Below are 13657 nucleotides of genomic sequence, written 5' to 3' on the forward strand. Positions count from 1 at the left end.
GTCCCGTGACAAGGTGGGTTTCGTCGGGGACAATGAAGGGATGCTGACCATGAACGAGCCGCAGGTGTGGACGCTGATCGGTGTGTTCGCCGGGTCGCTCGGCATCATCGTCACGCTGGTGGTGGCGATGATGAAGAACATGGCCACAGGCTTGCGGACCGAGATGCGGCTGGGCTTCGAAGCAGTCGGGGTCAGATTCGACGCTGTTGACAGACGATTCGACGGGATAGACAAGCGCCTTGACGGTGTCGACAAGCGCCTTGACGGTCTCGACAGCCGCGTAGGTCGGTTGGAAGCGCGATTCGACCACCTCGAGCGCGATGTGACGACGCTGTTCCGTCGGGACTTCGGCGAGTCGATCTGACCTGTCGCACCGCGCGCTGACAGAAGTCCTCAGCGCGGGTCGTACCGCACCGGCTCGTGCGTGCGGGCGACGAGGCCGCGCAGCTCTTCCAGCGTTGTCGGCGCGGCGCCCAGCGCGCGCGCCTGAACCAGCACGTTGCCGAGCGCTGTCGCCTCGACGGGGCCGGCCAGCACGGGGAGTCCGGAGCGGTCGGCGGTCGCCTGGCAGAGCAGCCGGTTCAGCGATCCGCCGCCGACGATATGGATGCTGTCCACCGAGCGGTCTGCCAGCTCTGCTGCGGTGCGCACCGCCTCGGCGAAGGCGGCGGCGATCGATTCGACGATGGTTCGGACGAACGCGGGGCGCCCCACTGGAACCTCGTGACCGGACGCCTGCAGCAGCGCAGCGATGCGGGCGGGCATGTCGCCGGGTGCGCTCAGGGCCGGATCGTTCGCGTCGAACAGCGGCACTGTGACATCTGCGGCGCCTGCGGCACCGGTGTCGCCCGCCGCGCCGGATTCGACCGCGCCCGCCTCGGCGAGCAGGGCGGGAAGGTCGATCGGGCTGCCGTCCTCGTCCTCCCAGGCCCGGATGCTCTCACTGAGCAGCCAGAGGCCGGTGACGTTGTGCAGAAAGCGGATGCGACCGTCGACGCCGAGCTCGTTGGTGAAGTTCGCCGCGCGTGCAGCATCCAAAAGCACCGGCGCCTCGAGTTCGAGACCGACCAGCCCCCACGTGCCGCACGAGATGTAGGCGGCGTTCGCGGAGACGAGGGGCGCGGCCACCACGGCCGAAGCGGTGTCGTGCGACCCGACGGCGATCACCGGTAGATCGGCGCCGATGCGTGCGGCGATCTCGGGTCGCAAGTGTCCGATCGTCTCGCCGGGGCTGACCAGCTCGGGCAGGATCCGATGGGGGATGCCGAGTTGCTCTGCGAGTTCGAGATCCCACTGGGCGGAGCGCACGTCGAGCAGCCCGGTGGTCGAGGCGTTGGTGCGCTCGGCGACCTGCCGTCCGGTGAGCAGCCAGGCCACCAGATCGGGGATCAGCAGAGCAGCCTCCGCCTCGGCCGTGCGGGCGTCGACACGGTACTGGTACAGCGTGTTGAACGGCAGGAACTGCAGGCCGTTGCGCTGATACAGCTGTGCGAACGGAACGATGTCGTGCACCTCGGCGACGCCGCGCTCGGTGCGCTCGTCGCGGTAGTGGAACGGCTCGCCGAGCAGTTGCCCGTCGCGCAGCAGGCCGTAGTCGACCGCCCACGAGTCGATGCCGATGCTCTCGATGGCCGGCTCGCGCCGCACCGCCTCGGCCAGCCCGTCGACGATGCTCGCGTACAGCGCGCCGAAGTCCCAGTGCAGCCCGTCTTCGCGTTCGACGGGGCCGTTCGGGAAGCGCGAGACGAGTTCGAGCTCCACCGCGTCGGCGGTGATCCGCCCGATCACCACCCGCCCGCTGGTCGCTCCGAGATCGACCGCCACCACGGCGCGGGCGCTCATCGCAGGCATCCGATCGCCGAGCGCGGTCATTCCCGGCATCCGATCGCCGAGTGCACCGGATGCTGCCGAGTGCACGCGCTACTCGCGTGAACGTCCCGCGCGGTCGGCGAGATCCCGTGCTGTCGACGGAAGGGAGGGCAACCGTACGCGCTCATCGCAGGAACGCGGCGGCCACGCCGGAGTCGACGGGGATGTGCAGTCCGGTCGTGCGGCTGAGCTCGGGGCCGGTGAGCACGTACACGGCATCCGCGACGTTCTCGGGCACGACCTCGCGCTTGAGGATGGTGCGGTTGGCGTAGAACTGGCCCAGGTCCTCTTCGGCGACGCCGTAGGTCGCGGCGCGATTGGCGCCCCAGCCCGAGGCGAAGATGCCCGAGCCGCGCACGACGCCGTCGGGGTTGATGCCGTTGACGCGGATGCCGTGCTCGCCGAGCTCCACGGCCAGCAGCCGCACCTGGTGCGCCTGGTCGGCCTTGGTCGCCGAGTAAGCGATGTTGTTCGGGCCGGCGAAGACCGAGTTCTTCGACGAGATGTAGATCACGTCGCCGCCGAGCTTCTGCTCGATGAGCACCTTCGCGGCCGCCTTCGAGACGAGGAACGAGCCCTTCGCCATGACGTCGTGCTGCAGATCCCAGTCCTGCTCGGTGGTCTCCAGCAGCGGCTTCGACAGCGACAGGCCGGCGTTGTTGACGATCAGGTCGACGCCTCCGAAGGCCAGCACGGCCTCGTTCAGCGCGGCCTGCACGGCGTCAGCATCCGCCACGTTCGCGGCGACGCCGATGGCGACGTCGGCACCGCCCAGCTCGGCGGCGGCGGCCTGGGCCTTCTCGAGGTCGAGGTCGGCGACGACGACGCACGCGCCCTCGGCCGCGAGACGGGTGGCGATCGCCTTGCCGATGCCCGACGCCGCGCCGGTCACGAAGGCGATGCGGCCCTGATGGGTCTTCGGCTTCGGCATCCGCTGCAGCTTCGCCTCTTCGAGCGCCCAGTACTCGATGCGGAACTTCTCAGCATCCGAGATGGGGGAGTAGGTCGAGAGCGCCTCGGCGCCGCGCATGACGTTGATCGCGTTGACGTAGAACTCGCCGGCGACGCGGGCGGTCTGCTTGTTCGCGCCGTACGAGAACATCCCGACGCCGGGGATCAGCACGATCAGCGGATCGGCACCGCGGATCGCGGGGGAGTCTGTCGAAGCATGAGCGTCGTAGTACGCCTGGTAGTCGGCGCGGTACTCGGCGTGCAGCTCGTGCAGACGCGCGATCTGCTCGTCGAGCGACGCGGTGGCCGGCAGATCGAGGATCAGCGGCTTGACCTTGGTGCGCAGGAAGTGGTCGGGGCAGCTCGTGCCGAGCGCGGCGAGGGCGGGCGCCTTCTCGGATGCCAGGAAGCCGGTCACCACGTCGGCGTCGGTGAAGTGCCCGACCATCGGCTTGTCGTGCGACGCGATGCCGCGGATCGTCGGAGCGAGGGCTGCCGCGCGCTCACGACGCTCGGCGTCGGGGAGTGCCTCGAAGCCGGTGCGGACGCCGCCGAACGGCTCGGCCTTCCCGTGCTCGGCGATGTAGGCCGCCGCGGTGTCGATGATCCACAGGGAGTTCGCCTCGGCAGCATCCGACGTGTCTCCCCACGCGGTGATGCCGTGGCCGCCCAGGATGCAGCCGATGGCATCCGGGTTCTGCTTCTTGATCTCGGCGATGTCGAGACCCAGCTGGAAGCCGGGGCGGCGCCACGGCACCCAGACGACCTTGTCGCCGAAGATCTTCGCCGTCAGCTGCTCGCCGTCGGCCGCCGTCGCGATCGCGATGCCGCTGTCAGGGTGCAGGTGGTCGACGTGCGCGGCATCCACGAGCCCGTGCATGGCGGTGTCGATCGAGGGAGCCGCTCCGCCCTTGCCGTGCAGGCAGTAGTCGAACGCGGCGACCATCTCGTCTTCGCGCTCGATGCCGGGGTAGACATCGACCAGCGCGCGCATGCGGTCGAGCCGCAGCACGGCCAGGCCCTGCTCCTTCAGCGTGCCCAGGTCGCCGCCGGAGCCCTTCACCCACAGCAGCTCGACCGGCTGACCGGTGACCGGGTCGGTCTCGGTGCCCTTGGCCGAGGTGTTGCCGCCCGCGTAGTTGGTGTTCTTCGGGTCTGCGCCGAGACGGTTCGAACGCGCGATGAGGGAGGCGGTGGTGGGGTTTGCCATGGGAGCTCCGCTCGAAGATGTTGTTACTTCATGTTAATTGTGACAAGAAGTAACGAGTCATGCAAGTGTCAGCGGATGTCGACGGACTCGCGGTAGGGGTCGAGTCGATGATCGGAGGGGTCGAGCTCGGTGATCATCAAATGGACCTCGGACAGTGTGAACGTCACAGAGGCCGCCATGGCATCCAGCTTCGAGGAGTCGACGCAGAGGATGATCTGCCGGCTGTTGCGGGCGAAGCAGCGCTTCACCTGGCTCTCCGCAAGCGAGATCTCTGAGCTGCCGTGCGTCGCGTCCACGGCGCTCGCAGAGGTGAAGAAGCGCTGGTACAGCATCGACTCGGCGGCCTCGCAGGCCAGCTTGCCCACGAAGCTCCCCGTCTCCGCCTCGAGCTCTCCGCCGACGAGCACCGGGGTGAGCCCCTGGCCTGTGCGCAGCACGCTGAAGTTCTCCCACGAGTTGGTGGCGATCATCAGGTTCGAGTGTGCGTTCAGGCTGGGAGCGAGTGCCGCCACCGTGCTCGAGGCGTCCAATGCGATCGCGCCACTCGACGGCAGCAGGTCTGCGGCCTTCGCGGCGATCATCTGCTTTGCCCGGGTTCGCACCGTGCGGCGCTCACGGAAAGGGCGAGGCCCGTCGACAGACAGCGCTCCGCCGCGCACCCTCCGCAGCAGGCCCTCGGCCTCGAGATCGTCGAGATCTCGTCGCACGGTCATCTCCGACACGCCGAGTTCTGCGGCCAGCGCGTCGATCTGCGCCGCACCCTCGCGGTTCACGGCGGCGAGGATCGAGGTGCGGCGCTCTTCGCCGCGGATGGTGCTGTTCGTCGCCATCGCGTGCCTTTCAGGTGATCGATCTTGTGACTTCGCACAGGATATCTCGCGATCAGCGGCGCAGGTCGATCCGTCTGTCGCTGGAGCGCCGCACGACGAGTTCGGGCTCGAGCACGACGCGGCGGTGTGTGTGGGCGGGATCGCCTGCAGAGTGCTCGAGCAGCAGCCGCGCCGCGATCTGCCCGAGCTCATCGATCGGCTGTCGGATGGATGTCATGGGGACCACCCAGTCTCGGGCGAATTCGATGTCGTCGTAGCCGACGAGAGCAATGTCGTCCGGCACGGAGAGGCCTGCTCCCGCCAGGGCTCGGTACGCGCCGAAGGCGAGCATGTCGTTGCCGCAGAAGATGGCATCCGGGGTTCCGGCCTCCAGCAGGAGCTCGGCTGCGCGCTGCCCGTCGCGGATCCCGATACCCGAGACGCTGATCTCGGTCAGATGCTCGTCCGGGTCGAGGCCGAGCTCGGTCATGGCGTGACGGGCGCCTGCGGCGCGCTGGGCGAACTGGCGCAGATCGGGGGAGCCTCCGAGGAAGGCGATCCTCCGATGCCCGAGCTCGAGCAGATGTCGCACGGCGAGGGCGCCGCCGCTGAAGTTGTCGACGGTGACCGAGCAGTGCTGGTCTCCGCCGTCGAAGTCGAGCAGGACGACGGGGAGGTCTCCGGGCAGGTGGACGTACCGGTCGGAATTGGGGTCAGGGGTGGCAGGGGCCAGGAGCGCGCCGCGTACGCGCTGGGCGGCGAGCATGGTCAGCAGAGCCGACTCGCGCTCGAGGTCGCCCTCGGAATTGCAGAGCATCACGACGTGATCCGATTCGCGTACCGCTCGCTCGAGAGCGTGGGCAGTCTCCATGTAGAACGGGCTCTCGACGTCGAGCACCACGAGTCCGATGACGCTGCTGGCCGCGCCGGTCAGCACGCGCGCCTGCTGGTTGGGCACAAAGCCCAGCGTGCGGATGGCGTCCTCGACGACCTTGCGGGTGCGAGGATGCACTCGCTCGGGGTGGTTGATGGTGTTCGAGACCGTCCCGGTCGCGACGCCCGCCAGTTCGGCCACGTCGCGCAATCGCACGGGACCGTTCGGAGCTGGCGTCTTGCTCGGCATGGTTCGCCCCCTTCTCGAAGACACTGCTGCTCACTTTACGGCCGCTCGCGGTGCTCTCTTGCGGGAACGACTGCGACCATGTACTTTTGAAGCGCTTCAGAAAATGAAGCGCTTCAAAACTGTTTATACCACGCGACGACGCGGGAATCCCTACCCGGCGTCGCCCCTATCTCGATCCGATGTCGCATCAAGGAGAAGAACATGAAGCAACGACGCTTTACCGGCCTCGCAGTCGGTCTGGCCGCAGTGCTGACGCTGGGACTCGCAGCGTGCACGCCCGGAGGCGAAACCGCCCAGCCAGGCGCCGACGGCGCGAAGGGCGACGGTGATTACACCATCGCCATCGTCCCCAAGGACTCCACGAATCCCTGGTTCGTGCGCATGGAGGAGGGCGTCAAGACGTACGCCGCCGACAGCGGCATGGAGGTGTACCAGAAGGGGCCCGCCGAGACCGACGCCACCATGCAGGCGCAGGTCATCCAGGACCTGATCGCGCAGGGAGTCGACGCCATCGGCGTCGTGCCGGTCGACCCGGGGGCGCTGGAGACTGTGCTCAAGCAGGCGATGGACGCAGGCATCGTCGTCGTCACGCATGAGGGCGCCAGCCAGGAGAACACGATGTACGACATCGAGGCGTTCAACAACAGCGATTACGGCGGGTTCATCATGGACAACCTCGCCGAGGCCATGGATGAGGAGGGTGTCTACACGACCATGGTCGGGCACGTCACCAACGCCTCGCACAATGAATGGGCCGACGGCGCCGTCGCGAAGGCCGAAGCCGACTACCCGAACATGACGCTTCTGGCCGCAGAACCGCGGGTGGAATCCCAGGATGACGGCGAGGTGGCCTACCAGGTCGCCAAGGAGGTGCTGAAGAAGTACCCCGAGATCAAGGGCATCGTCGGGACCTCGTCGTTCGACGCGCCGGGCGTTGCCCGTGCGATCGAGGAACTCGGTCTGACCGGCAAGGTCTTCGTCACCGGAACCGGCATGCCGGCCGCGAACAAGGGCATCCTCGACCAGGGGCTGGTGAAGAGCCTCACCCTGTGGGACCCGGCGGACGCCGGATACGCGATGGCCGCGCTCGCCACCAAGATCCTCGACGGTGAGGAGATCGCCGACGGCGTCGACCTCGGGATCAAGGGCTACGAGAACATGAAGTTCGCCGAGGGCAGCGACAAGGTCCTCGAGGGAGACGGCTGGATCGTCATCGACAAGGACAACGTCGACAGCTTCGGTTTCTGAGCCGAGCGGACGTGTCGCCGGGGCGGACAGCCTCCGCCCCGGCATCCCTCGTGCCATTCGCGGAACCCCGTATGAAAGGACGCACCGATGGTGCAGAACGTCATCGCAGTACGCGGCGTCAGCAAGGCGTTCGCCGGTGTGCAGGCGCTCGACGACATCTCATTGGAGATCGCCCCCGGCGAGATCCACTGCCTGGCAGGTGAGAACGGCAGCGGAAAATCGACGCTGATCAAGATCATCTCCGGCGTGCATGCGCCGGACTCCGGAGTCGTCGAACTCGGCGGTGAGCCCTTCACGAAGCTCAATCCGCGCATCGCCATCGCGCACGGCGTGCAGGTGATCTACCAGGACTTCTCGGTGTTCCCGAATCTCACGGTCATGGAGAACCTCGCGCTGCCGGCCGAACTCTCCGAGCGCCGTGCGTTCGTGAGCTGGCGGCGGATGCGAAAGATCGCCGCAGAGGCGCTGGCGAAGATCAACGTGGACATCGACCTGGACGCGATCGTCGGCACTCTGTCGGTCGCGCAGAAGCAGCTGATCGCGATCGCCCGCGCCCTCATGAGCGACGCGCGACTCATCATCATGGACGAGCCGACCACCGCGCTGACCAAACGCGAAGTCAACGCGCTCTTCGCGATCATCCTCGACCTGAAGTCCCGCGGGATCGCCACGCTCTTCGTCAGCCACAAGCTGGAGGAGGTCTTCGAGATCAGCGAGAAGTTCACCATCATCCGCAACGGCAAGCACGTCATCACCTGCCTGCCCGAAGAGCTGGACCACAAGACGTTCTCCTTCTACATGACCGGTCGCGAGTTCGACGACGCCAGGTTCACCCCGGACCTGGAATCGTCCCGGCCCGTGCTCGAGGTCGATGCGCTCTCGGCGCACGGCGCGTTCGCTGACGTCGACCTCTCGCTGCGTGCGGGGGAGATCCTCGGCATCACCGGGCTGCTGGGCTCAGGGCGCACGGAACTCGCGCTGTCGCTGTTCGGCGCACTCAAGACAGACGCAGGCGAGATGCGGATCGAGGGTGCGCCGGTGAAGCTGAAGACCGTGCGTGATGCGATCGCGCACCGCATCGGATACGTACCCGAAGACCGCCTCACCGAGGGGCTGTTCCTGGAGCGCTCGATCAGCTCGAACATCATCATCTCGGAGATCGATTCGTTCGTCTCAGGGCTGGGTGCTCTGGATCAGAAGAAGGCGGATGCCGAGGCGAAGCGGTGGGTGGAGCGACTGCGCATCGCGACACCCGACCCCGAGAACGCGGTCAACACGCTCTCGGGGGGAAACCAGCAGCGCATCGTGCTCGCCAAGTGGCTCGCCACCAACCCGCGCGTGCTCATCCTCAACGGGCCGACCGTGGGCGTCGACATCGGGTCGAAGCACGACATCCATCGGGCGCTGCGCGAGCTCGCCGCCGAGGGGCTCGGAGTGATCATCATCTCGGATGACATCCCCGAGGTGCTGCAGAACTGCAACCGCGTGCTCGTCATGAACGCCGGACGCATCATCAGCGAGATAGACCCCGAGACGACCGGCGAGGCCGAATTGGCAGCGCTCATGTCCGAGGACACGACCACAGGAAAGGAGGAGGACTGAGATGCGTTCGTACCTTCACAGGGTCGTCAGAGCCAACGAGTTCTACGTTCTGCTCGTCATCGTCGCGCTCAGCCTGATCATCCAGGCACGCAGCGGCCAGTTCTTCACCGCGAACAACCTCGTCGATCTCGCCAACGCCATGGTGGTGCCGGGCATCTTCGCGGTCGGCGCGTTCATGGTGCTCGTCTCAGGTGGCATCGACGTGTCCTTTCCCGCTCTCGCCTCCCTCGCGGTCTACGCCACGACGCGCCTGCTCGTGGACGCCGGATGGGAGGGCGGGATCTGGCTGCCGTTCCTGCTCGCCATGGCGTTCGGCGCCGTCCTCGGCGCGTTCAACGGCTTCTTCGCAGCTCGATACGCGGTCCCGGTCCTGATCATCACGCTGGGCACCGCCAGCGTGTTCTCCGGCATCATGCAGGGCGCGCTGGGATCCGTGCAGATTCCGAACATCCCACCGGCGATGGCGGAGTTCGGACGCAGCTCGCTGTTCGTCGCATCGAATCCGAAATCCGGGCTGACCTCCAGCATGCCGGTGTCGTTCCTGCTGCTCGTGGTGGTCGTGGCCATCGCCTTCGTGGTGCTGAAACACACCACCTTCGGGCGGGGCATCTACGCGATCGGCGGCGACGAGAGCGCTGCATCGCGGGCCGGATTCAATGTGCGCCGCACGAAGTTCTGGCTGTACGTCGCGGTCGGGGTGATCTCGGCGATCGCCGGACTGATCCGAACCAGCGGCATGGGGCAGATGCATCCCACCAACCTGCTCGGGATGGAGCTGATGGTCATCGCGGCCGTCGTGCTCGGAGGTACCGCGATCACCGGCGGCACCGGCACACTGACCGGCGCGATGCTCGGAACGCTGCTGATCGTCATCGTGCAGAACAGCATGATCCTCGTCGGAGTGCCCACGTTCTGGCAGGGGTTCGCGCTCGGCGTGCTCATCATCGTCGGAACCGGCATCTCGGCCATACAGCTCACCAGACGTGCCCGCCGACGCAGCGCGGCGCTGGTCTAGAAAGGACCGGACGATGTTCGAGACGACACAGACACAGCGTCCTGGGATGCGCTTCCTGCGGGATCAGCATGTCGTGAGACTGGGCGCGATCCTCGTGCTGCTGCTCATCTTCTTCGCGATCGTGAAGCCGAAGAACTTCTTCGGCGCAGCCACCTGGCAGTCGATGGCGATCCAGTTCCCGGAGTTCGGCCTGATGGCTCTGGGAGTGATGGTGACCATGATCATCGGCGGGATCGACCTGTCGGTCGTCGGCATCGCCAACATGACCGCGATCGGAAGCGCCCTGCTCATGCTGCAGATCGCGCCGACGGGCTCCGATCCCGGCAGCGGACAGCTGGCGCTGATCGCGGCGATCCTCTTCTCTCTCGTGGTGGGCGCCGCCGCCGGCATCCTGAACGGCATCCTGGTCGCCAAGGTGCGCATACCGGCGATCCTGGTCACGCTGGGAACATTCGAGCTGTTCACCGGCATCGCCGTCATCGTCAGCGGTGGCAAACCCACGAGCGGTCTTCCTCCGGAGTACGCCCAGGTCATGGCGAGTCGCATCGCGGGCATCCCGATGCCGGTGATCATCTTCATCCTGGCGACCGTCGTCATCGGCCTGATCATGTACAAGACGGCGTTCGGGACGAAGCTCTACATGCTCGGCTCGAACGAGACGGCGGCGCAGTTCAGCGGGCTGAAGACGACGAGTCTCATCATCCGCACCTACATGATCTCGGGCATCTACGCGTCGCTCGCCGGACTCGTCATGCTCGCCAACTACAACTCCGCGAAGGCCGACTACGGGTCGACCTACACGCTGCTGGCGGTGCTGATCGTCGTCCTCGGCGGCGTGAACCCCTACGGCGGCTCCGGACGCCTGTCCGGGGTGGTGCTCGCGGTCATCGTGCTGCAGCTGCTGTCGTCGCTGCTGAACACCTTCCCGAACATCAGCAACTTCTACCGCCCGCTCATCTGGGGCGGGGTGCTGCTGCTGGTCATCGTCGTGAACCAGTGGGACAGACGCGGCAACCTCACTCGACTACTCCGCTGGAAAGGGAGAACATCATGAAGCTGACCAAGGATCGTCACGTCGTCGTCGGCGCTGACTTCGCGGGCTACCCGCTCAAAGAAGCCGTGAAGGAGCACCTGCAGGAGCGCGGATGGACGGTCCACGACCTGACGCCGAGCCAGGAGGACGCCCCGATGTACCATCGCGTGGGCTTCATGCTCGGGGCGCAGATCGCGGAGCGCCAGTACGAGAAGGCGCTCGCGTTCTGCGGCTCGGGCATGGGCATCCATGTCGCGGCGAGCAAGGTGCCGCACGTGCACGCCGCGGTCTGCGAGTCGGTGCCGTCGGCGCTTCGCGCCACCACCGCGAACAACTGCAACCTGCTCGCCATGGGCGCGTTCTACACCGCACCCCGTCTCGGAAAGGCGATGGCCGACGCATTCCTCGACCACAGCTTCGGAGACGGCTACGAGGACTGGCAGGGCTTCGCCGAATACCACCGGATCGGGTTCGACGAATGCGAGAACTTCGATTACGAGGCGTATCGCGACAACGGATTCCAGATCGTCGACCCCGGCGTGGCGGTGCTCGGCGACGAGCCTCGCGGCCTCGCCTTCTGAGAACGGAGCTGAGATGGCCAAGATCCTGCTGGCGGGGGAGTCCTGGGCGACCACCACGATCCACACGAAGGGTTTCGACACCTTCACCACGTCGTCCTACGGCGAGGGAGCCGCGGACTTCATCGCGGCGGCGGAAGCCGGCGGGCACATCGTCGACTTCATGCCGAACCATGTCGCTGCCGAGAAGTTCCCGGCTCATGCCGAGGCGCTCGCCGAATACGACGTCGTGGTGCTGAGCGACATCGGGGCGAACACGCTGCTGCTGCCCGACAGCGTCTTCAGTCGGGGCGAGCGCATGCCGAATCGACTGCAGGTTCTCGCGGATTGGACCAGTGCCGGTGGTGCGCTGCTGATGGTCGGCGGATATCTGACGTTCCAGGGGATCGAGGGGAAGGCGAACTACCGCAACACGCCGCTCGCGCGAGTGCTCCCCGTCGAGATGGAGGTCGGCGATGATCGCGAGGAGACCCCGCAGGGCGTCGTGCCCACGGTCGTCGCCGATCATGCGATCACGCGCGGGCTAGCCGCGGAATGGCCCGCGATCCTCGGCCATCATCGGCTGACGCCGCGCGCCGATGCGGAATCGCTCGTTCAGGCGGGCGGGTATCCGCTGCTGGTCGTCGGCCAGCAGGGCGCAGGTCGAGTCGCCGCATTCGCCAGCGACATGGGGCCGCACTGGCTGCCGCCGGAGTTCCTGGCCTGGGAGGGGTTCACCCCGCTCTGGCAGCGACTCATCGGATGGCTGAGCAGAGAGATCGAGTGAGCGCGGTGCCGAGACGGGCCGGCCACGTCGCCGCTCTCGATTTCGGTGCGACCAGCGGTCGGGTGATCGTGGGTGAGGTCGGCGCGGATGTGCTGCGGATGCAGCAGTTCGCCCGCTTCGCCAACGAGCCGGTTCGCGTCGCGGGCCGACTGCATTGGAACGTGCTCTCGCTGTGGCAGGGTGCGCTGGACGGATTGGCGGCCGCAGGCAGGCACGCGGGGGCGCTGCTGTCGGTCGCAGCCGATACCTGGGGCGTCGATTACGGCATCCTCCGCAGCGGACGGATGCTGTCGACGCCTGTGCACTACCGCGATGAGCGCACGGCGGGGGCGGTGGAGCGCGTGGAGCGTCGGATGCCCGCAGCCGAGCAGTACGCGCGGGCCGGCACTCAGATCCTGCCGATCAACACGATCTACCAGTTCGCAGTGGACGCCGACGAGGGCGGATTCGAGGCGGCCGACGGGGCGCTGCTGATGCCGGACCTGTTCTCGTACTGGCTCAGCGGCGAGCGGGTCGCCGAACGCACGATGGCCTCGACCACCGGGCTCATGAATGCGCGCACGGGAAACTGGGACGACGCTCTCGTAGCGGCTTCGGCGGCCCCGTCGGGACTGCTGCCGCAGATCGTCGCGCCGGGCACGAGGATAGGTGCGCTGCGCGCGGACGTCGCCGAGGCGGTCGGTCTCGGCGCGGGAGTCCACGTGCTCGCCGTGGGGGCGCACGACACAGCATCCGCCGTGGTGGCGACGCCGATGCCCACCGACGGTGCGGCGTACATCTCCTGTGGAACGTGGGGGCTGGTGGGCATCGAACGCGCCGCCCCTGTGCTCACCGAGGAGGCCCGCAGGGCGGGCTTCACCAATGAGTCCGGGGTGGACGGACGGTACCTGTTCATGCGAAACGCGATGGGACTGTGGATGCTGAGCGAGAGCATCCGATCCTGGACGGCCGCCGGAATCCGGGCCGAGCTGCCGGACCTGCTCCGGGCGGCTGCCGAGCTCGCCGACGGGACGAGCATCGTCGACGTCGATGATCCGCGGTTCGCTGTACCGGGGAATATGCCCGAGCGCGTCGCGGAGTGGTGTCGTGAGCGAGGGCTCGCGGTGCCGCAGAGTCCTGCCGAGACGGTCCGGTGCATCGTCGAGTCTCTGGCCGCCGCGTTCGCCGACGCCACCAGAGACGCAGCGCGGCTGGCGGGTGCGGCACTCACACAGATCAACATCGTCGGCGGCGGCTCGCAGAACGAGCTGCTGTGCCAGCGGATAGCCGACCGGTCGGGCCTGGCGGTATATGCGGGTCCGGTAGAGGCGACGGCCCTGGGGAACACCCTCGTGCAGGCACGGGCGGTCGGCCTCGTCGACGGTGAGCTCGATGATCTGCGGGCTCTGGTGCACCGTGCGCATGCGCCGCGACGATACGACCCCCGATGACCGACGTATGAGAGAGAAGACCG

General features: G+C 67.1%; 12 protein-coding genes. 8 read left to right on the forward strand and 4 right to left on the reverse strand.

Annotated elements, in window-relative coordinates:
* Positions 1-364, forward strand: a 364-nt coding sequence (locus WDU99_RS06780; RefSeq protein WP_337331690.1) for a hypothetical protein, incomplete at its 5' end; no start/stop codon positions are given.
* A 29-nt stretch (positions 365-393) separates the two neighbouring features.
* Here the strand turns inward: WDU99_RS06780 and WDU99_RS06785 are convergent.
* The 4 genes from WDU99_RS06785 to WDU99_RS06800 form a co-directional block, all read right to left on the reverse strand.
* Entirely contained in the window at positions 394-1842 is a 1449-nt protein-coding gene (locus WDU99_RS06785; protein ID WP_337331934.1) for a rhamnulokinase, read from the reverse strand.
* Positions 1843-1993: 151 nt separating this feature from the next.
* Complete coding sequence (locus WDU99_RS06790; protein WP_337331691.1) at positions 1994-4030, reverse strand: bifunctional aldolase/short-chain dehydrogenase; 2037 nt, start codon at positions 4028-4030, stop codon at positions 1994-1996.
* Between the two features lie 68 nt (positions 4031-4098).
* Positions 4099-4860 (reverse strand): DeoR/GlpR family DNA-binding transcription regulator, encoded by a 762-nt coding sequence (locus WDU99_RS06795; protein WP_337331692.1) that lies wholly within the window; start codon positions 4858-4860, stop codon positions 4099-4101.
* Between the two features lie 52 nt (positions 4861-4912).
* Entirely contained in the window at positions 4913-5962 is a 1050-nt protein-coding gene (locus tag WDU99_RS06800) for a LacI family DNA-binding transcriptional regulator (protein WP_337331693.1), read from the reverse strand.
* Positions 5963-6163: 201 nt separating this feature from the next.
* Between WDU99_RS06800 and WDU99_RS06805 the strand changes: the two genes are divergently transcribed.
* The 7 genes from WDU99_RS06805 to WDU99_RS06835 all read left to right on the forward strand — a co-directional run bounded on the left by WDU99_RS06805 (position 6164) and on the right by WDU99_RS06835 (position 13634).
* A complete protein-coding gene (locus WDU99_RS06805; protein WP_337331694.1) occupies positions 6164-7210 on the forward strand; it encodes an autoinducer 2 ABC transporter substrate-binding protein in 1047 nt (348 codons plus the stop codon).
* Positions 7211-7297: 87 nt separating this feature from the next.
* Complete coding sequence (locus WDU99_RS06810) at positions 7298-8812, forward strand: sugar ABC transporter ATP-binding protein (RefSeq protein WP_337331695.1); 1515 nt, start codon at positions 7298-7300, stop codon at positions 8810-8812.
* 1 nt (position 8813) lies between these two features.
* The gene (locus WDU99_RS06815) at positions 8814-9827 is read left to right on the forward strand and encodes an ABC transporter permease (RefSeq protein WP_337331696.1); all 1014 of its coding nucleotides are present in this window, start codon (positions 8814-8816) and stop codon (positions 9825-9827) included.
* A gap of 13 nt (positions 9828-9840) precedes the next feature.
* Entirely contained in the window at positions 9841-10881 is a 1041-nt protein-coding gene (locus WDU99_RS06820; protein ID WP_337331697.1) for an ABC transporter permease, read from the forward strand.
* The gene (locus WDU99_RS06825) at positions 10878-11441 is read left to right on the forward strand and encodes an RpiB/LacA/LacB family sugar-phosphate isomerase (protein WP_337331698.1); all 564 of its coding nucleotides are present in this window, start codon (positions 10878-10880) and stop codon (positions 11439-11441) included. The genes WDU99_RS06820 and WDU99_RS06825 overlap by 4 nt, the downstream gene beginning before the upstream one ends.
* A 13-nt stretch (positions 11442-11454) precedes the next feature.
* The gene (locus tag WDU99_RS06830; protein ID WP_337331699.1) at positions 11455-12204 is read left to right on the forward strand and encodes a glutamine amidotransferase; all 750 of its coding nucleotides are present in this window, start codon (positions 11455-11457) and stop codon (positions 12202-12204) included.
* Entirely contained in the window at positions 12180-13634 is a 1455-nt protein-coding gene (locus WDU99_RS06835) for a rhamnulokinase (RefSeq protein WP_337331700.1), read from the forward strand. Before WDU99_RS06830 ends, WDU99_RS06835 begins: the two co-directional genes overlap by 25 nt.
* The last annotated feature ends 23 nt before the right edge of the window (positions 13635-13657 follow it).

Source organism: Microbacterium bandirmense (assembly GCF_037204185.1).
Taxonomy (GTDB): Bacteria; Actinomycetota; Actinomycetes; order Actinomycetales; family Microbacteriaceae; genus Microbacterium; species Microbacterium bandirmense.